Source organism: Paraburkholderia sp. BL10I2N1 (assembly GCF_004361815.1).
Classification (GTDB): domain Bacteria; phylum Pseudomonadota; class Gammaproteobacteria; order Burkholderiales; family Burkholderiaceae; genus Paraburkholderia.
The window spans coordinates 2,677,346-2,696,395 of record NZ_SNWA01000002.1 but is presented as its reverse complement, the minus strand read 5'-3'; the positions used below and the strand labels follow the sequence as shown (position 1 = coordinate 2,696,395).

Sequence of the window (19,050 nt, the reverse complement as noted above, 5' to 3'; positions counted from 1 at the left end):
CCGACTCAGACACCGTCAAGCACATTTTGAAATTTTATTTTTGACGGCGGCCTCTGTCTCGTCATCCACCAGGAACAGGCATTCAATACGCAGCGCCTGCGTCGCACCTGAGCAAGTATGCGTCGCCGGCGGTCGCCTTCATCGAAATGACCTGCGATATTTTTTGCCACGTCGGCATCGAGCAGTTCAACCAGCAGGTCAATTCCAGGGCGAGCGATGAACACGACCGAAAAGCGAATCAGCGACTGGCGTACCTTCCATTCGGACCAGCACATCGAGGCACTGCGCACAAAACCCGACAAGATTGACCTCACCTGGTCAGACGGCCGGGTCAGTCCGTTCCACTTCGAGTGGTTGCGCGACAATTGCCCATGCAGCCTCTGTGTGCATGAAATGACCCGCGAACAGGTATTCGAGATCGTCGATGTAGAGGTGCAAGGGACGCCAGCGAATTCGGCTGTCGATGAATACGGCGAACTGTGCGTCGAATGGCAGGACGGGCATATCAGCCGCTTCGAGCCGGGTTGGTTACGCGCTCACGCCTACGACGCTGAATCTCGTGCCGAACGCGCCGCGCAAGCGCATGTCGCGAAGACCTGGGGCGCCGACTATCAGGGGGCGCTCGAAACCTTTCGCTACGCAGCGCTCATGGAAGACGATGCGGCACTGCTCGACTGGCTCAAGGCACTAGGCACCCGTGGAGTGACACTCGTAAGCGGCGTACCCGTCGAGCGCGGCACCGTGCGCACGCTCGCTGAACGCATTTCGTTCGTGCGCGAGAGCAACTTCGGTGTGGTTTTTAACGTCGAGTCCAGGCCCGATGCAAACAGCAACGCATATACGTCGCTCAACTTGCCCCCGCACACGGATCTTCCCACTCGCGAGTTGCAGCCCGGGCTACAGTTTCTGCACTGCCTCGTCAACGACGCGCAAGGCGGCAACAGCATCTTTGTGGACGGGCTCGCGATCGCCCACGCGCTGCGCGAACGTTGGCCGGACGAGTTTCACACCCTGACCACGTTGCCGCTCGAATTCCGGAACAAGGACAAGGCGACCGACTACCGCTGGACGGCGCCGCTGATTCAACTCGGCGTCAACGGCGAAGTGATCGAACTACGCGTGGCAAATTTCCTGCGCGGTCCGTTCGACGCGCCGGCGGACGAAATGCCCGCACTGTACCGGGCCTATCGACGGTTCGTCGCACTCACGCGAGATCCGTCGTTTCGAATCGTGAAGCGGCTGTGCGCAGGGGACATGTGGGTATTTGACAACCGCCGTGTACTGCATTCCCGCACGGAGTTCGATCCGTCGTCGGGCAAGCGTCATCTGCAAGGTTGTTATGTCGACCGCGATGAACTGATGTCGCGCATCCGCGTGCTCGAACGGACAATCGGTCAGGTTTGATCGGACATTACTCCAAGGGGGCACCATTCGATGCGCCAGTCCGGCGCACCCCTTGACGCGACTGCGACACACGCTTCATTGCGCGTCGGTCGCAATGAGTCTTGTTGGGGGACGCGCCTGCCCAGCACGAATCTACCGGAGCAATCGTTCGCCCCTGGCGTGCCGGTCGCACGCGAGGGCGACCCGCACAAGACTACGCGCACGCAAGCGCACATGAGCTTTCTGCCCCAACGGAACCGCTACTTCGGCAGTACCGCAACGGATGCCTCACTGGTCAACAGCAGGAATGTCAGCGATTCCTGCAGGTACAGACGGACCGTGTTGTCCGTGTGGCCGAGATACCCGATTGAAAGGTCCTGACCGATATGCAGATCGAAGTCGCCGCCGCGGGTCGATAGCACACTGCCGCCGTCGATGGCCGGAGCCCAGATAATCTCTCCATTCACCAGCCTTTTGATGTGTTCGAGCACAGGGTAACCCTGATCGCTCGCTTCGCTCACGGCGGTATAGGCATCGGCGCCGAGCAACACCGAGTACGGGCCGTCGACGCCGGCAAGACGCAGCTGTTCGAGCGCCTTGGCGATCACGGCCGGATAGTCGCTTAGCTCGGCCGGCAACGCGAGGACGGGGTTCGACGTACCTTCGCGGATGCCGACGATATTCGCCGCCTTGTAGCCGTCGAAAATGGCGCGGTCCTCGGCATAGGCCAACTGCATGGCGGCATCTTTCGCCGGCTGCCAGTCGGAGTCGTTCGCCCCGCGCTCGACATCGTCGATGGCCTCACGCTGCAACTCGAAGGGCACGCGCAGTTCGACCAGCGCCTTCACCTCGCGCTGTCGTGCGCTTACGCCTTCCTGCGGGGCTGCGATGATCGACTGGTGACCCGTGCCGACGGCTGACAGGTCGGCGCCACCGGGTCCCTTTAGATCGACGACGCGGCGTCCGGCCACCGAGCGCTTGAAAGTCCGCGCTACCTCTTCCTCGATCTGCGACCATGCGGCGGCGGAGATGGGGGCCAGTTCTCGATGCAGGTTATTCATTATTGGGTACTCCTTTCAGAGAGCCGATGTTCAGCGACCCATCGCTGACCGGCCTGGCGGACGGTATGGATCCGGAGTGTCCTGCGCTGCTCGCAGCGGCGGCCGGGCTGCGATCGGCGAGCGCTTCAAGCAGTGGGGCCGAAGGCACAAAGAACAGGCCACCCGTCACGGCGCGGCTGAAATCGAGCAGCCGGTCGTAGTTGCCGGGCGGGCGGCCGACGAACATGTTTTCCAGCATCTGTTCGATCGGCGCCGGCGAACGGGCATAGCCGATGAAATACGTCCCGAACTCGCCCGAGCCCGGCCGCCCGAACGGCATGTTGTCGCGAAGGATTTTGACTTCCTCGCCATTTTCCGTGAGCGTGGTGAGCGAACTGTGAGAGGAGGTTGGTTTGATCGCGTCGTCGAGTTCGATGTCGGAGAGTTTTGTGCGGCCGATGACGCGCTCCTGCGCTTCGACCGGCAACGCGTTCCAGCTGGCCATGTCGTGCAGGTATTTCTGCACGAGGACATAGCTGCCGCCGGCGAATTCGCCATCTTCGTCGCCGATCGTGGTGAAGGCGATTGCCTCGTTACCCTCCGGATTTTCCGTTCCGTCGACGAAACCGATGATGCTACGCTGGTCGAAATAACGAAAGCCGTGCACCTCGTCCACGCTCGTCACTGCGGTGCCGAGCCGGCCCATCAGTTGGGTCGCCAGTTCAAAGCAAACGTCCATCTGGTCGGCGCGAATGTGCAGCAGGATATCGCCCGGTGTCGATACAGCAACCCGCTCGCCCGAGCCGAATTCGCGAAACGGATGCAGACCGGCTGGGCGTGGCTCGCCGAAGAGCGTGTCCCATGCGGCGGAGCCGAAGCCGCACACGCACGACAAGCCAGCGGCAGGGACCCGCTTGCCCACCGCACGCACGAGTGCGGCAATGTCCGCGCACCATGCGCGCACGACGGCGTGGCTTTCGGCGTCAGGCGAGACGGTCAGGACGATGAAGATCGCGCTTCTCGTAACCGGCACGGATACGGCCTGGGGCTCGGCAGCGCCGGCAGCAGATATCGGGGTATCGGGCATCGCTCGGGGACCTGACAGTGAGGACTGGGCTCCAGCATATATAACCCAAAGCGGCAGAGAACGCCAGGCGCGGCCGCGATCGAATCCGCCCTTTGCGCGTGGCATTCCACCCGGCGTTCCGGCATGGACGGGCGAACGGACCGCAGGCGGGCTCAACCTGGCACGTTGCGTCGCGAGCGGGGCCGCACGCCTGACAGGGCACCTTCAACCCACTCCGGATGGAGTGCGGCCCAGCGGCGTAATGAAATGGTCACACTCATCCGTCCAGCGATGGCTTGCCGCGATTCGTCAGTGCGGCGGCAACGGACATTCGTCGATGATAGCCGTCCGTATTCCTGCTTCACGGCTCACGCGCGCCACGTCGCAGCGCACTATGCGCTTTCCCGGGCTGTCAGCGTGAACCCAAGGTTCCCGCATCGAGCAGGCCGCGGGCGGCCAGGTTCTGGTACAGCGCGCGCACACCGAACGTCCACGGTTCGATTTCCGTGCTCAGCCGCACGGTGTTGGTCAGCGCACCCAGTTGGGGTGTCGATATGGTCACTACGTCACCCAGGTGATGCGTGAACCCTGCGCCGCTTGCGTCACGGTCCTTGATGGGCGAGAACATGGTGCCAAGGAACAGCATGAAGCCGTCCGGGTACTGGTGGTGCCTGCCCCAGGTCTGAGCTACGAGACTTGCCGGATCACGGCTGATTTCGCTCATGTGGCTCACACCTTCAAGCACGAAGCCGTCGTCGGCACCGTCGACACGCAACGACACGCTTGCAGTGCGCACGGAGTCGAGCGTAAATGCGCCATCGAAGAGGCGCACAAACGGCCCGATGGCACACGAGCCATTGTTGTCCTTGCACTTGCCAAGCAGGAGCGCCGAGCGGCCTTCGATGTCGCGCAGGTTCACGTCGTTGCCAAGGGTCGCGCCGACCACCTCGCCGCGGCCATTCACCGCGAGCACGATTTCAGGTCCCGGGTTGTTCCAGGTCGATGCGGCCAGGAGCCCCCCACGTCGGCGCCAAAACCTACCGCCGACATCGGCTGCGACTTCGAAAATACCTCTGCATCCGGGCCAATGCCCACTTCCATGTACTGCGACCACGCACCACGGCGCTCGAGTTCGGCCTTCAGCTTCATTGCCGCATCCGAGCCCGGCGCGATTTTCGAAAGGTCCGTGCCGATGACCGAGGCAATGGTCTCGCGAACCTCATTTGCCTTTAAGGGGTCGCCGCCAGCCTGCTCTTCGATGACGCGCTCGATGAGACTCACAGCAAACGTCACGTCGCATGCCTTGATGGCCTGAACGTCGCACGGCGCAAGCAGTCGCACTGCAGGCGTCGCGCCGGGTACGTTGGCGGCAGGTCGCGCACTGCACCGAGTGATTCACCCGGCGCGGCGCGCGCGATATCCAGCAGGTCAGCGCGCTCGAAGAGGTCGGCGGTGGTCGGCGCGGCCGCGGTGATATCGAAGACTTCTCCGCTGCGCACGACGACCACGGACGGCCCTTCATGCCGCCCGACTTTGCGCCACACCCGGCCCACGAGCAGCGCCTCGTCGATATCGTCTGGAAGGAAACTGGGTTGAGAAGAAGTGGACATAGGAAAGGATGGTTTCTGAATAGTTGGAAGACCCGGAAAGCCGGGCCTCAAACCCGGCTTCACGCCTTGAGTTTAGTGCGAGTGCCGCGGATCGCCTCGCTCGGCAATCATCTTGAGATAGAGCGTCGCGGGTTCCAGGCATCCGCCCGTCGAGAGCTGCCCGACTGTCTGACCATACGCTACTTGCTAGCGCATCGTCGCGCCGTAGCTGCGCGCGCCTGCGTCAGTTCAGGTCATGGGGCATCCAGCCCGCCGCCCAGCGCGATGTAAAGAGAGACGCCGTTCTGCAGCGCAGTCGCACGAAGCTGGATCAGTTGCTGCTCGGCGGAGAACAGGTTGCGTCGTGCGTCCACCACTTCGAGATAGATCGAGATGCCATTCTCGTAGCGCAGCTCAGCCGCTTCGGCGAGCCGCCGCTGCGCCTCCACGGCCTCCTCCTGCGCCAGGATCTGCTCCTTGTAGCGCTGCCGTCCGATCAGTGCGTCCGACACTTCGCTAAAGGCGGTCTGCACGGTTCGCTGGTAATCCGCAACCAGTTCGTCGCGTCGCGCCCGTGCCTGGCCGAGTTGTGCCTGACGCTGGCCCGCATCGAAGACAGGCAGGCTCACCAGTCCACCGAACGACCACGCCTGCTTGGCCGGCACGAACAGGTCGCTCAGCTCGGACGAGACATAGCCGAAACTGCCGGTAAGCGATATCCGGGGGAAGAAGTCTGCACGCGCGGCGCCGATGTCTGCGTCCGCGGCCCGCAGCTGCTGCTCCGCCTGCTGGATGTCGGGGCGGTTCGCAAGCAGCGCCGAAGGCAGGCCCGCGTCCAGTGCGCCGAACTGGCCGGGATCTTCTATCGGGCGCGCCGCAGGAACCGGGCCGTCGACCGGCCCGCCGACAAGAATCGTCAACTGGTTGCGTAGCTGGCCGGTCGATCGGCTCAGTTCCGCGAGTTGCGTCTGGGCTTGAGTGACGAGAATGGCCGCCTGCTCATAGTCGACCGAAGAAGTCACACCGGCGTCGAGACGCAGCGTCGCAATCTCCAGTGCGTACAGGCGGCTCGTTACCGTGCGCTCGGCCAGTTCGATCCCCTCTTCGCCCGCACGGATCGCGTAATAGGTTGCCGCCACGTTGCTGATCAATGACAGGCGGAACGCGCGTTGGGCTTCTATCGTCGCCAGATACCGGCGGCGCGCCGCTTCACTCTGGTTGCTCACGCGGCCCCAGAAGTCCAGCTCGAACGACGCCACTGCAGCCTGAACGTTGTACTGGTTGAACCTGACAGTCGCATCGCTGTCCGCGAATTCTGGATCGAACGAACCTAGCGGAGCCTGGGTTCGCGTGGCTCCGGCGTTAGCATTGACCTGAGGCAAACGCGCCGCGTTCTGGATGCGGTACAGCGCGCGGGCCTGCTCGATGCGCGCCACCGACGCGGCAAGGTCGCGATTGCGCTCGAGCGCCGCGGCGATAAGGAACTTGAGTTGAGGGTCGCCAAAAAAGACCTGCCAGCCAATTTCCGTGGCGAGGCGGCCACTGCCCGCTCCAGCCCCCTCAGGAACCTCGGATTCGTCGAAGTGCCCGGCAACCGGCAGATCCGGCTGGCGATACGCGGGCGCCAGGTTGCACGCGGCAAGCACGCTGCAGGCGGCGATCAGCAGGAAGAACTTACGCATCGCCCGGGTCTCCGCGCCGGTCACGACGCTCCGCCTGAAGCGTCGCCACGTCCTCTTCCTCGCTATAGCGTCTCTTGCGGCTCAGCCACTTGCGTGCGGCCAGGTAGAACAGCGGCGTGAAGAAGATCCCGAAAAAAGTGGCCGTGATCATACTGCCCATCACACCGGTGCCGACCGCCCGCCGGCTCGCCGCGCCTGCTCCAGCTGCAAGCACAAGCGGCATCATGCCGAGCACGAACGTGAGACTTGTCATCAGGATCGGGCGCAGGCGTTGCTGCGCGCCATTCTTCGCAGCTGAAGCCGGATCTCTTCCCTCGGCCTCTTCCTTGATCGCGAATTCGACGATCAGGATCGCGTTCTTTGCGGCGAGGCCGATGATCGTCACAAGGCCGATGTTGAAATAAACGTCAGCTGACAGACCGCGCGCCATCGTCAGCAGCACGGCACCAAGCACCCCGAACGGAAGGACGAGCAGGACCGCCGCCGGGATCGCCCAGCTTTCATAAAGCGCCGCGAGCAGCAGGAAGACGACGATCAATGAAAGCCCAAGCAGCATGCCGATCTGGCCGCCCGCCTGTTTCTCTTCGAAGGCGGTGCCAGTCCATTCATAGCTCAGATTGCCCGTCAGGACCCGGTCGGCGATGCGCTCCATTTCGGCGATCGCCGAACCGCTCGACTGGCCGGCCGCAGCCTGGCCCGAAATCGTGGCGGACGGAAATCCGTTGTAGCGTTCAAGCTGTTGCGGTCCGGAGATCCATCGCACGCGCGTGAAGGCGGAAAAAGGCACCATCTGGTTCTGATCGTTGCGCAGTCGCATCGCGCTCACGTCCTCCGGTCGCATGCGCTGCGCCGCATCCGCCTGCAGAAAGACGCGCAGGACGTTACCTTCATAGACGAAGTCATTCACATAGTTGGAGCCGAACGCCAGCGAAAGCGCCCGGTTGACCTGACCGATCTGCAGCCCCAGCGCCCGTGCCTTGACGCGGTCGATCTCGACATAGAGTTGCGGCGCCGCCGGCAGGCCCTCCGAGCGTACACCGGCGAGGATATGGCTCTGCGCCGCCTCCATCATCATTCGCAGGGCCGCCTGTTGCAGTGCCGGGCCGCCCGCCCCACTGCGGTCCTGGATCTTCATCGTGAAGCCGGTCGCGTTGCCGAGCGATGGAATCGGAGGTGGGTCAAGTGCGAAGATCAGGGCCTCAGGAATCTGCCGGAAGGCCGCGTTGGCGCGCTGGACCAGCGCGCTCGCCGAGTTCTCGCGACCAGGGCGCTCGCCCCAGGGCTGCAGATCCACGAATGAGAGCGCGGCCGATTGCCCCTGGCCGAAGAAGCTGAATCCCGTCACCGAGGCGATGTTGCGCACCTGCGGCTGCTGCCGCAAAAACGCCTCAACCTGGTCGACCGCCTGCTGCGTGCGTCCCACGGTGGACCCGGGCGCGCCGGTGTAGGAGACGAAGATGTGCCCCTGGTCTTCGGTCGGCAGAAAGCCCCCCGGCAGCCGCGTGAACAGATAGACCGTGGCCACGCACGCGACAACGAAAACCAGCAGCCAGCGCACGGGCGCCCGCAGCATCACGTCGACGCTGTGAATGTACTTCGCGGTCGCCGTTTCGAGACCGCGGTTGAACCCACCGAATAGCCGGTGCAGCACCCTCGCCAGCCCGCGAGGGGCAGTCGGCTCGGTGTCGGGCGCACGCGCCGGGTCACCCTTGAGCAGTGTCGCGCACAAGGCAGCGCCGAGCGTGAGTGCGAGGAGCGTCGACAGGAAGATCGAGACCGTCAGCGTGACCGAGAATTGCCGGTAGATGCCGCCCGTCGAACCCGGGAAGAACGCCATCGGAATAAACACCGCGATCAGCACCAGGGTACTGGCTATCACGGCGCCGGAGATCTGCCCGATCGCCTTGACCGTCGCCTGACGCGCGTTGAGGCCCTCTTCGCGCATGACGCGCGCCACGTTCTCGACGACGACGATCGCGTCGTCATTGAGGATGCCGATCGCCACCACCATGCCGAACAGCGAAAGAATATTGATCGAAAGCCCGAACAGATACAGTCCGAAACATGTTCCGACCAGCGCTATGGGGACGATCAGCGTAGGAATCAGCGTGGCCCGCCAGTCCTGCAGGAACAGGAACACCACAACGGTGACCAGCAGGAGCGCCTCGATCATCGTGCGCAGTACGCCATTGACGGACGTGGTGATGAAAGGCGTCGTATCGAAAGGAACCGTCCAGACCACGCCCCGCGGGAACGTCGACTGCAACTCCGCCAGACGGTTGCGCACGTTAGCGGCAACGGCGAGCGCATTGGCACCGCTCGCCAGCTGGATCGCGATGCCAGCCGAGTCCTTGCCGTTGACCTTCAGCCGAAAACCGTAGCTGTCGTTGCCCAGTTCCACGCGGGCCACATCGCCGAGTCGCACGGTCGACCCATCCGGGTTGGCACGCACGATGATCTGACGGAACTGTTCGGGTGTCGAAAAGCGGCTCTGCGTCACGATCTGGGCATTGAACTCGGAACCGGCTGCGATCGGCTGATCGCCGAGTCCACCACCGGCGGTCTGGCTGTTCTGCTCCTGCACGGCCGTCAACACTTCGCTCGCCGACAGACCGAATCCCGCGAGCTTGTTCTGGTCGAGCCAGATCCGCATCGCGTAAGACGAGCCGAAGAGTTGCACGTCGCCCACGCCGTCGATGCGGCGCAGCTCGTTGACGATATTGTTGGACGCGAAGTTGCCCATTTCCACTGCGTCAGTCGCGCCGTCGGTCGACTGCAGCGCAATCAACATCAGAAACCCCGACGAAGCCTTGGTGACACTGATACCGAGCTGCCGAACCTCCTGAGGCAAACGGGGTTCGACGCGGCTCAGACGGTCCTGCACCTGCGTGCGGGCGATGTCGAGATTCGTGCCGGGCTTGAGTGTGACGGTGATCTGGGCGGTGCCGTTCGCGCGGCTGGTCGAGGACATGTAGAGAAAGTTCTCGATCCCGTTCATCTCGTCTTCGATGATGGAGGTCACGGTCCGGTCGAGTGTCTGCGCGTCGGCGCCGCTAAAGCTGGCCTGCACGGTGAGAGCCGGTGGAGCGACATCCGGATATTGCTCGACTGGAAGCAGCAGCAACGCGACGATACCGAACAGCACCATGAACAACGCGATCACCCAGGCGAACACCGGGCGGTAGACGAAGAAGCGGTTCATCGGCGGCGCCCGCTCAGCCCACGGATGGACTGGACGCCGGCGCCGGCTGGGCATTGACCCGCTGCCCCGGCTGGACCTTATGCCATCCGTCGACGATGACCCGCTCGCCTGGTTTCAGGCCGTCGCGAATCACCCACTCGCCTTTCTCCTGCTCACCCAGTCCCACATTCCGGCGGACCACGGTCCCATCTCCGGCGACAATCGCCACGCTGGCCGCGCCGTTGTCGATCTGCACGGCGCGCTCGGGCACGCGGATGCCCTTCAGGACCGTCCCCGCGGCGATACGCCCGCGCACGAACTGGCCTGGCAACAAAGTGCGCGCCGGGTTGGCGAACTGGGCGCGCACGGTCTGCGTGCCCGTGGAAGGGTCGACAGCGAGGTCGGTGAAGTCGAGGAAACCCGGCTCGGCATAGTCCTGCCCATCCGACAGAATCAGGTGAACCTCGATGTGGTTCATGTCGGGCGGCTTGAGTGCGCCGGACTGGATTCGCTGTTCGAAGTCGAGCATCGAGGTATTCGACTGGGTGAAGACCGCGTTGATCGGCGAAAGCTGATTGACCTGCGTCAACAGGGTGGCCGCACTGGCACTGACGAGGGCGCCCTCCGTGACCTGCGCCCGGCCCACGCGTCCGGCGATCGGCGATCGGACCGTGCAGCGGTCGAGCCTCAACTGCGCCAGGGTCACTTCGGCACTTGCGTCGGACACGTTCGCCTGCGCCTGCTGGAGCGCGGCCAGCGCCTCGTCATACTCCTGGGCACTGACCGCATGGCGGCCGACCAGCGGTTCAAAACGCGCGACGATGGAGGATGAATTCACGCGCACGGCTTCTGCACGCTGAAACGCGGCCTGGGCCCGTTGCAACTGGGCGCGGTAGTCACGTGAATCGATCTGGAACAACGGTGCGCCCGCTGCAACGTCCGTTCCCTCCTGGTACAGCCGGCGCTCGACGATACCATCGACACGCGCCCGCACTTCGGCCGTACGAACCGCCTCGATGCGGCCAGGAAGCTCCACGATGTTGGGAATCGGCGATGCGGTGACGGTGGTGACCAGAACGGTCGGAGGCTGGCCGGTGGCTGCCGGCGAATCCTGCCTGTTGCGGCAGGCGAAGCACGCGAGCGAAAGCGCCAGTACGGCGATCAATGCAGAGCGACGGCGCTGTCTGGTTGCGCAATAGGGCAATCGAAACTCCCTGGTCAAGGCGTTCGTTTCGCACTTCCACTTCCGACCGGCTACGGTATCGCTGTCGACGCCGTTTGAGCGGCGTTCTATCTCTGCTTTTGCTCTCGTATTTTGTGAAGCAAACGTTCACATTGGGCAAAGTATCACATCATTGAGACAATCGCGGCAAGCCGGTGTGCCCTATCGGGAAGGAATAAATGCAGTTTGCATTGGCTCGCTGATTGGGCGTTGGTGAACCACGGAAACTTGCACCAAGGGGGAACGCAATCCCGAAAGTTCAGTGCCCGGAAGGAGGCTCAGGTGAATCCGCGTGCGCTCCGCCCAGCAGAGTGTGAATCACCTTTGTCAGGTGAGCTATAGGAGCGGGCTTGCGCAAAAGTACGTCCCATAACGGCTCTTTCGGAACAGGCGGCAGCGCTGCCGACAACATGACCACTGGAATATCCGCCGTTGCAGGATCGCTCTTCAGGCGTCGGCACAGTTCAACGCCGTCAATGTGCGGCATCATCCAGTCGGTCACAATGAGCCCAGGACTTTCAATGGCCATTGCAGCCATCGCCGCCCTCCCATCCTGCGCCGTGACCACGCGGTATCCCTCCCGTTCCACCATCAGCTGAAGCGGGCGCAGAATATTCGGATCGTCATCAACCAGCAGTACGGTCGCCAATCCAGATGCCCCGGTTGCGTTGAAAGGACAACGCGTTGAAACAGCAATAAACGTACCCGGGACTTCCAGCATCGCGGACGCCCGTGCTGCTGCCGTGGCCGCCGCTGCCGTCGTGGTACGAGGACTGCAATTCATGTGGCATGGCAATTCGTCCATGCATCCCGGGCAGAAATTACAACCCGCAGAGCGCCATCGACGAAAGAAGACGCGCAGGAATTGCTGAGACTCGTGCGTAAGTTTGGGCATCTAAATAGCGATCAGAGCCGGGCAGCGCTGCGTGGTTCTGGCGATGATGCAACTTCCCGTTGGCAACTGAATGCGCGTCAGCGGTGTCCGAACACCGGCTTGCGTTTGTCGAGAAAGGCATTCATCCCTTCTCGTGCGTCTTCACTCGCAAAGCGCGCATGCAGCTGCCGCCGCTCGAATCCGATGCCCTCGGTCAGCGAGCATTCCCAGGCACGGTTGACCGACTCCTTGATCGCCATCAGCGCGGGCAACGAATAACTCGCAATCGTCGTCGCGAGCGCGATGCTTTCATCACGCAACGCGTCGGCCGGCACCACGCGTGCGACGAGGCCGCTGCGTTCCGCCTCGGCTGCGTTCATCGTGCGCCCGCTCAGACACATGTCCATGGCCTTTGCCTTGCCGATGGCACGCGGCAACCGCTGCGTTCCACCTGCGCCGGGCAGCATCGCCAGCTTGATTTCGGGCAGACCGAAGCGGGCGTCTTCGGCGGCGATCAGGATGTCGCAAGCCAGCGCCAGTTCGCAGCCGCCACCCAGCGCAAAGCCGGCCACCGCGGCGATCACCGGCTTGCGCACGCGGCGGATGGTCTCCCAGTTGCGCGTGATGAAATCGCTGCGATAGACATCCATGTAGCTCCAGCTCGCCATCGCTGCGATGTCGGCGCCGGCTGCGAATGCCTGTGCATTGCCGGTCATGACGATGGCGCCGATGCCGTCGTCGGCATCGAAGCGCAGCAGCGCTTCGCCCAGTGCATCCATCAGCGAATCGTTGAGCGCATTCATCTGCTTCGGCCGGTTCAGCGTGATCACGCCGACGCGCCCCACGGTTTCGACGACAACCGGTTGTTCTTCCACGGCTTCTGCTCCCTGTTTCATTTCAGTTCACGTGCGCGCGATGCTTCCAGAGACACCTGTGGCGTCGAGGCCCGTGATGCGTCGCCGCGTCCCACTAGCTCGAGGCTCGGCTGTCGCGCAACGCATCGCGCAGCCTGAACTTCTGGACCTTTCCGGACGGCGTGACGGGCAGCGCGTCGAGCACCAGAAGGCGTTCGGGGATGTAGTGCACCGCCACCCTGTGAGACTTCAGGAATTCGACAATGGCCGGTAGATCGATCTGCTCGCCCGGCCGCAGAACAACGGCAGCGCAGGCACGTTCGCCCAGGCGTTCGTCCGGGTAGGCCACGATCGCCGCGGCCGCAATCGCCGGATGGCGATACAGCAGCGCCTCGATCTCGACCACCGGGATGTTCTCCCCGCCGCGGATGATGACGTCCTTGCTGCGCCCGCTGATGCGGATATAGCCATGCGCGTCGATGTGCGCGAGGTCTCCGGTATCGAACCAGCCTTCGGCGTCGGTTGCATTGAGATGTGCACGATGCAGATAGCCGCCGAAAGCGGAGCAGGACCGCACCAGCAGCCGGCCGATCGAACCAACAGGCAACGGCGCGTCGCCGTGGTCGACTACCTTCGCCTCCACGCCAGGTAACGGACGACCATCTGTTGCAAAGGAACGCTCGTCATCGTCATCGAGTCCTGTCAGCGTGACTGCGCCCATTTCGGTCATACCCCAGGCCGAAACGATCTTCGCGCCAATCGCCTTGCGCGCCTGTTCGACCAGCGGCCCGGGAATCGGCGCGCCGGCACACAGGAACGTGCGCAGCGTGGGCACGGCGCCACCTGTTTCCGCCACCGTGGCGGCCAGATCGGTCAGGAACACGGTCGATGCCATCGTGAAGGTCACGCCTTCGCTACGCATCAGGTTGAGCGCCCCCTCCGGCTGCCATACATCCTGCAACACGGCTCTGGCGCGCAGCAGGATGGGCATCATCAGGCCATACATGAAACCCGTCTGGTGCGCCATCGGCGAGGCCATCAACACGACATCGTCCGCGTTCAGACGCATCGCGGCGGCGTAGGGAACGATGTTGGACATCAAGGTGTTGGACGTATGCATCACCCCCTTGGGCTCGCCGGTCGTGCCCGAGGTGTAGAGCAATTGCGTGACGTCGTCGGGGCCGGGGCGGTGGCGGCTCAGGATCGCCCGCGCATCGGGTTCGCGCTCCCATCGCGGACCGGAGAGCAGCGCCTTGAAGCTGTTGGCACCGGGCCGGCCGTCTGTTTCACCATCGACCACTACGACATGCTGCAGGTCCGGCAAGCTGGTCTTCAGGCCGGTCATCATCTGTTCGAAGTCGACGCCGCGAAACAGCTTAGGCACGATCATGACCTTGCTGCGGCTGTGGTTGAGCATGAACGACAGCTCACGCTCGCGGAAGATATGCATCAACGGGTTCAACACCGCGCCAATGCGCGAGCAGGCGAGATACGTCAGCGTGAACTGCCACCAGTTGGGCAACTGCAACGACACCACATCGTTGCGACCGACACCGAGACGCGTGAGCCCCACGGCGATGCGATCGGCCATCGCCGCCATTTCGCGGTAGGTGAAGCGCGTCGTGGTGCCGTCTTCCATCCGCACCGCGCTGAGGGCGATCCTGTTCGGGCACGCGGCGACACAGGCGTCAAGCTCGTCGTTGATCGTGCGGTCGTGCCACCATCCGCGGGCGATACTCATCGCTCGTCGTGGCGGGATCAGAACGGCGTCGAACTCCATGTTGCGTCTCCGCTTTGTTATGTGTGGGGTTATGCCGGCACCGCGTCGCGTCCTGCGCGCGTACGGGCGATGATCGTCTTCATGATCTGTGCCGTCCCATCGCCGATCTGAAAGCCGAGCACATCGCGCAGGCGCTGCTCCATTGGTCCGCGGTCGTAGCCGCCGTGGCCGAACGAAAGCAGACACTGGTGCACCACGTCGTAGGCCAGTTTCGGGCCCCACCACTTGCACATCGCCGCCTCGGCGGTGTGCGGCAGACCACGATCCTTCAGCCAGAGTGTCTGCAGGCACAGGAGACGCGCGGCTTCGACCTGGGTTTCAAAATCGGCCAGTGGATGCGACACGCCCTGAAATGCCGACAGCGGTTTACCGAACGCCTCACGTTGCGCGACGTATTCCCACGTCTCCTCCAGGCTGACTTTCGCCACGGCCAGCACTTGCAGGCCAATCAACGCGCGCGAGAAATCGAAACCCCGCATCACCTGCACGAAACCCTTTCCTTCGTCCCCAAGCAGGTGATCGACCGGCACGCGTACGTTCTCGAAGAACAGCGAGCCGCGGCCGATGGCGCGCTGGCCATGACAGTCGAAACGATTGCGGGTAATCCCCGGCAGATCCATCGGCACCAGCACGGCAGAGACGCCCCGCGCGCCGGCTTCAACGGTGCCGGTGCGGGCGAACACCACGGCTGCGTCGGCCTGATCGGCTGCGGAAATAGAGGTCTTCTCGCCGTTGAGCACGTAGTGATCCCCGACCCGCTCCATGCGCAGGCGCAGATTGGCGGCATCCGAGCCGCCGCGCGGCTCTGTCAGTGCAATGGCGAAGAGCGCCTTGCCCTGTGTCAGCCGTTCCAGCCAGGGCTTTGCAATTGCGGGGGCGGCGTGGTGAGCGAGAATCTGGCCATTCAGCGAAGCCAGCAGATTGATGTAGGACAGGCTCAGATCGGCGCGCGCGATCTCTTCATGGATGACGCCTGCTGCAAGACAACCGAGTCCCTGGCCGCCGTACTGTTCGGGCAATTCCGGCGCGATGAATCCCATCTCGCCCATCTCGAGCATGAGATCGCGGTCGAGCGTGCGGGTCCTGTCACGCTCGAGGAAACCGGGCGCAACGCGCCCCTGCGCAAAGCGCCGGGCGTGTTCGCCGAGCGCGGCGAGGTCTTCATCGAGGTAGGGGTTCATGATGTCTCCTGGGATATTCCTGCGATATTCCTGCGATATGGCTGCGATATGGCTGCGATATGGCAGGCCCGCGCGCTACGACGGCGCAGTACGGGCTTCTCGTGCGGGGGGCCGCCATGTTATTTCGCGTACTTGCGGAACTCAGGCTTGCGCTTTTCCTGGAACGCCCTGACGCCTTCGCGCGATTCTTCGGTGTCGTAGTACAGCTTGAGCGCGTACATGCCCATACCTGCAATGCCCGCCTGGTGCGCGGTGTCCATGTTGAAAGAGCGCTTGGCGATCGCGATCGCGGTCGGGCTCTTCTCCATGATTTCGTCACACCACTTCTGCACTTCGGCGTCGAGCTGGTCGTGCGGCACGACCGCGTTGACGAGACCCATCGCCAGCGCTTCGGCGGCCGGATAGCGGCGGCACAGATACCAGATTTCGCGGGCCTTCTTCTCGCCGACCACGCGCGCGAGGAAGGCCGTGCCGTAGCCTGGATCGACCGAACCGACCTTAGGGCCCGCCTGCGCGAAAACGGCCTTCTCGGAAGCAATCGTGAAGTCGCAGATCGTGCACAGCACGTTGCCGCCGCCGACCGCGAAACCCTGCACGCGTGCGATCACAGGCTTGGGTACATCGCGGATCGCGGCGTGCAGCTCTTCCATCGGCAGGCCGATGGTGCCGCGGCCATCGTATTGGCCTTCGTGGGCCGACTGGTCGCCGCCCGTGCAAAAGGCCCTGTCGCCCGCGCCGGCCAGCACGATGACGCCGATCTCGCGCGAATAGCCCGCCCTGTTGATGGCGTGGATCAGCTCGTCGCAAGTCCGTCCGCGAAAGGCGTTCATCCGGTCCGGCCGGTTGATCGTGATCCACGCCGCGCCATTGCGCACTTCGTAGAGGATGTCTTCGTAGTTCATGATGAATTCCTTGCGGATGAATGGATCAACCGGCCATCGTCAGGCCGCCCGACACGCTGAGCACCTGGCCGGTGATGAAGCCTGCGTCGTCGCTGGCGAAGAAAACAATCGCACCCGGCAGGTCGCCAGGCTGCCCGATGCGGCCGAGCGGAATCGAACGCTGGAACGCTTCCATCAGTTTCTCGGGATTGCCCGCGCCTTCCTTGTATTCGGCGAAGAGCGCCGTGTCGGTCGGGCCGGGGCACACGACGTTCACCGTAATGCCATGGCGGGCATGCTCACGCGCAATGGTTTTCGAAAACGACACCAGACCGCCCTTGCAGGCCGCGTATACCGCTTCGCCTGAAGAGCCGACCCGCGCCGCGTCGGAGGCAATGTTGACGATCCGCCCCGTCTTGCGTTGCGCCATGCCCGGCAGCACCGCGTGGTGCATATGCAGCGCACCGGTCAGATTGATTGCGATCAGGCGTTCCCACTGGGCTGGTTCCGTTTTGGTGAACGGCTTGAACACGTCCCAACCCGCGTTGTTGACCAGCACGTCGATCGGACCCAGGTTTGCCTCGGTCGCCGCCACGGCCGCGTCCACATCAGCGCGCCTCGTGATATCGCAGCGGATGGCCTCTGCCCTGCCCCCCGAGGCGCGAATCTCTCCGGCCACTTTTTCGGCGGCCTCTAGCGAAAGATCCAGCACGGCAACGCGCGCGCCTTCGGCCGCGAAACGGCGGCACGTCGCCCCGCCGATCCCACCGCCACCACCGGTCACGATGACCGTCTTGCCTTCGAGTCTTTGCACAATCGTCTCCGTCAGTTGCCAGGGTTACTATTGCCTCTGCGAACGCACTGCCCGCAGCTCAGATATACGTCAATATGTTGACGTATACTAGGACGATATTACAATGAACGCAAGAACAGACATGCCAGGAGAATCCCTTGGTTAAACCTCAAAACAAGGCCGGATCGATCAAGATGGAACTGGCTAACAGACTGTTTTTCCGTCTGTACCAATGTGCAAATATGTTGCACAAAACCGGAACCCGCGCAGTCGAGGAGGAAGGGCTGACGACGCAGCAGTGGGCCGTCCTCGGCGCGCTGTCGCGGCAGGAGGCGGAGCATGGAATGAGCGTGGGAGACCTGGCCCGCTATCTGATGGTGAGCCGGCAGAATCTTTCCGGGCTGATTAGCCGGATGGAGCGCGACGGGCACCTGACCGGCACCGCTGACGGTCGTGACCGCCGTTCGCGGCTGATCACCATGACCGACTCAGGCCGCAAGCTGTGGATCCATCAGGCCACGCCCAAGATTCACGGGTATTACGAGCAGGTGCTGGAGAATTTTTCGACAGACGACATCACCCACACGCTCCACTACCTGCTCAAGTTGCTCGATAACATGAAGCACCTGGACGATTCATCCCGGGCAACGAATGGAGAAGAGGGGGAGTAACGCGCCTGCTACTTCGGCGGCTGGTGACTTATCCCCAGATTTTGTTGGCAAGGCTGTGGATAAAATCATCCAGCAGCGCAACACAGGGTAGTGACATCTAACCTGTTTAACTTCAACAATCTACATGTCGTTCACCCCACGCCCTGACCACAATCGTTGCATCACGACTGATTTGTGGGGAACGATGTGGGGGAATCAGCAGCAAAGACGGCAGCCGTCTGGATCATGCTGTCCGCGATAGTGCGGATCAACGAGCTGTGCGCCGCGCCGTGGTCGAACGTCGATCTGCGCGCGGGCACGTGGTTCATCCCCGCCGACCAGAGCAAGAACCGCCGCAGCCACACGGTCTGGCTGTCGGACTTCACCCAGGCATGCCTGGCCGAGCTGCACGCGATGACCGGTCATACGCCGTGGCTGCTGCCGGCGAACAGGGAACGGCCCATCACCACCAGCGTATTACAGTCGGCCTTCAGCTACCGGCAGAGCGCCGCGAAGGAGTGGGGCAAGAAGAATGCCATCGCTGAAATCACCGGCTCGTCGCTGCTGCTCGACGGCGGGTCATGGAGCGCCCACGATCTGCGGCGTACCGGGGCCACCTTCATGCAGGTGTGCGGCGTGCCACAGCCGATCATCGAGGCGTGCCTGAATCATGCCCTGAGCAGCGAGGCGCGTGAGAAGAAGGTGAATCTGGCGCTGCCGCTGACCTACCAGCAGTACGACTACGCGCGGGAACGGCGCGATGCCTGGCAACGTCTCGGGCAGTACCTGGAGAACCTGGCGGCGGAACCGGCAGACGGCCCCGACATCGAGGAACTGCTGCTCGATGCGGCGCTGTAAGACTAGAAACTAGAAA

Annotated in this window: 14 protein-coding genes and 2 pseudogenes; 4 read left to right on the top strand and 12 right to left on the bottom strand. The window is 63.2% G+C overall.

What is annotated here, in order from left to right:
* The first annotated feature begins 216 nt into the window (after positions 1–216).
* Positions 217–1,404: a gamma-butyrobetaine dioxygenase gene (locus B0G77_RS34420; protein ID WP_133666256.1), complete on the top strand. Its 1,188-nt coding sequence runs from the start codon at positions 217–219 to the stop codon at positions 1,402–1,404.
* 239 nt (positions 1,405–1,643) lie between these two features.
* On the opposite strand, the gene B0G77_RS34415 is transcribed toward B0G77_RS34420, so the two are convergent.
* The 7 genes and pseudogenes from B0G77_RS34415 to B0G77_RS34385 all read right to left on the bottom strand — a co-directional run bounded on the left by B0G77_RS34415 (position 1,644) and on the right by B0G77_RS34385 (position 11,884).
* A complete protein-coding gene (locus B0G77_RS34415) occupies positions 1,644–2,444 on the bottom strand; it encodes a family 1 encapsulin nanocompartment shell protein (protein WP_133666255.1) in 801 nt (266 codons plus the stop codon).
* Positions 2,437–3,510, bottom strand: coding sequence for a Dyp-type peroxidase (locus B0G77_RS34410; RefSeq protein WP_133666254.1), 1,074 nt, complete (start codon positions 3,508–3,510; stop codon positions 2,437–2,439). Before B0G77_RS34410 ends, B0G77_RS34415 begins: the two co-directional genes overlap by 8 nt.
* Positions 3,511–3,901: 391 nt before the next feature.
* A pseudogene (locus B0G77_RS34405) lies at positions 3,902–5,099 on the bottom strand (fumarylacetoacetate hydrolase family protein).
* Positions 5,100–5,332: 233 nt separating this feature from the next.
* On the bottom strand, positions 5,333–6,760 hold the full coding sequence (locus B0G77_RS34400) for an efflux transporter outer membrane subunit (protein ID WP_133666253.1): 1,428 nt from the start codon (positions 6,758–6,760) through the stop codon (positions 5,333–5,335).
* A complete protein-coding gene (locus tag B0G77_RS34395) occupies positions 6,753–9,962 on the bottom strand; it encodes a multidrug efflux RND transporter permease subunit (RefSeq protein WP_133666252.1) in 3,210 nt (1,069 codons plus the stop codon). Before B0G77_RS34395 ends, B0G77_RS34400 begins: the two co-directional genes overlap by 8 nt.
* A gap of 13 nt (positions 9,963–9,975) precedes the next feature.
* Complete coding sequence (locus tag B0G77_RS34390; RefSeq protein WP_243751335.1) at positions 9,976–11,106, bottom strand: efflux RND transporter periplasmic adaptor subunit; 1,131 nt, start codon at positions 11,104–11,106, stop codon at positions 9,976–9,978.
* A gap of 316 nt (positions 11,107–11,422) precedes the next feature.
* Positions 11,423–11,884: a response regulator gene (locus tag B0G77_RS34385; protein ID WP_133666250.1), complete on the bottom strand. Its 462-nt coding sequence runs from the start codon at positions 11,882–11,884 to the stop codon at positions 11,423–11,425.
* A 132-nt stretch (positions 11,885–12,016) separates the two neighbouring features.
* Between B0G77_RS34385 and B0G77_RS44875 the strand changes: the two are divergent.
* Positions 12,017–12,103: pseudogene (locus B0G77_RS44875) on the top strand (MarR family transcriptional regulator); the annotation flags it as partial.
* A 32-nt stretch (positions 12,104–12,135) separates the two neighbouring features.
* Here B0G77_RS44875 and B0G77_RS34375 read toward each other — a convergent pair.
* From B0G77_RS34375 to badH, 5 genes are all read right to left on the bottom strand, one after another.
* Positions 12,136–12,933, bottom strand: a complete 798-nt coding sequence (locus B0G77_RS34375) for an enoyl-CoA hydratase (RefSeq protein WP_208116536.1) — start codon at positions 12,931–12,933, stop codon at positions 12,136–12,138.
* Between the two features lie 73 nt (positions 12,934–13,006).
* Positions 13,007–14,671, bottom strand: coding sequence for a cyclohexanecarboxylate-CoA ligase (gene aliA, locus B0G77_RS34370; RefSeq protein ID WP_133666249.1), 1,665 nt, complete (start codon positions 14,669–14,671; stop codon positions 13,007–13,009).
* 29 nt (positions 14,672–14,700) lie between these two features.
* Positions 14,701–15,852, bottom strand: coding sequence for a cyclohexanecarboxyl-CoA dehydrogenase (gene aliB, locus B0G77_RS34365; RefSeq protein ID WP_133666248.1), 1,152 nt, complete (start codon positions 15,850–15,852; stop codon positions 14,701–14,703).
* A gap of 119 nt (positions 15,853–15,971) precedes the next feature.
* Positions 15,972–16,754 (bottom strand): 2-ketocyclohexanecarboxyl-CoA hydrolase, encoded by a 783-nt coding sequence (gene badI / locus B0G77_RS34360; RefSeq protein ID WP_133666247.1) that lies wholly within the window; start codon positions 16,752–16,754, stop codon positions 15,972–15,974.
* Between the two features lie 25 nt (positions 16,755–16,779).
* Positions 16,780–17,547, bottom strand: a complete 768-nt coding sequence (gene badH, locus B0G77_RS34355) for a 2-hydroxycyclohexanecarboxyl-CoA dehydrogenase (protein WP_133666246.1) — start codon at positions 17,545–17,547, stop codon at positions 16,780–16,782.
* A gap of 173 nt (positions 17,548–17,720) precedes the next feature.
* Between badH and B0G77_RS34350 the strand changes: the two genes are divergently transcribed.
* Positions 17,721–18,197: a MarR family transcriptional regulator gene (locus B0G77_RS34350; RefSeq protein WP_133667001.1), complete on the top strand. Its 477-nt coding sequence runs from the start codon at positions 17,721–17,723 to the stop codon at positions 18,195–18,197.
* 174 nt (positions 18,198–18,371) lie between these two features.
* Positions 18,372–19,034: a site-specific integrase gene (locus B0G77_RS34345; protein ID WP_347814200.1), complete on the top strand. Its 663-nt coding sequence runs from the start codon at positions 18,372–18,374 to the stop codon at positions 19,032–19,034.
* The last annotated feature ends 16 nt before the right edge of the window (positions 19,035–19,050 follow it).

Coding starts and splice junctions, on each gene's coding strand:
- B0G77_RS34420 (WP_133666256.1), top strand. CDS start 217: ATGAACACGACCGAAAAGCGAATCAGCGACTGGCGTACCTTCCATTCG.
- B0G77_RS34375 (WP_208116536.1), bottom strand. CDS start 12,933: ATGAAACAGGGAGCAGAAGCCGTGGAAGAACAACCGGTTGTCGTCGAA.
- B0G77_RS34350 (WP_133667001.1), top strand. CDS start 17,721: ATGGAACTGGCTAACAGACTGTTTTTCCGTCTGTACCAATGTGCAAAT.
- B0G77_RS34395 (WP_133666252.1), bottom strand. CDS start 9,962: ATGAACCGCTTCTTCGTCTACCGCCCGGTGTTCGCCTGGGTGATCGCG.
- aliB (WP_133666248.1), bottom strand. CDS start 15,852: ATGAACCCCTACCTCGATGAAGACCTCGCCGCGCTCGGCGAACACGCC.
- B0G77_RS34400 (WP_133666253.1), bottom strand. CDS start 6,760: ATGCGTAAGTTCTTCCTGCTGATCGCCGCCTGCAGCGTGCTTGCCGCG.
- B0G77_RS34385 (WP_133666250.1), bottom strand. CDS start 11,884: ATGCTGGAAGTCCCGGGTACGTTTATTGCTGTTTCAACGCGTTGTCCT.
- B0G77_RS34415 (WP_133666255.1), bottom strand. CDS start 2,444: ATGAATAACCTGCATCGAGAACTGGCCCCCATCTCCGCCGCCGCATGG.
- B0G77_RS34410 (WP_133666254.1), bottom strand. CDS start 3,510: ATGCCCGATACCCCGATATCTGCTGCCGGCGCTGCCGAGCCCCAGGCC.
- aliA (WP_133666249.1), bottom strand. CDS start 14,671: ATGGAGTTCGACGCCGTTCTGATCCCGCCACGACGAGCGATGAGTATC.
- badI (WP_133666247.1), bottom strand. CDS start 16,754: ATGAACTACGAAGACATCCTCTACGAAGTGCGCAATGGCGCGGCGTGG.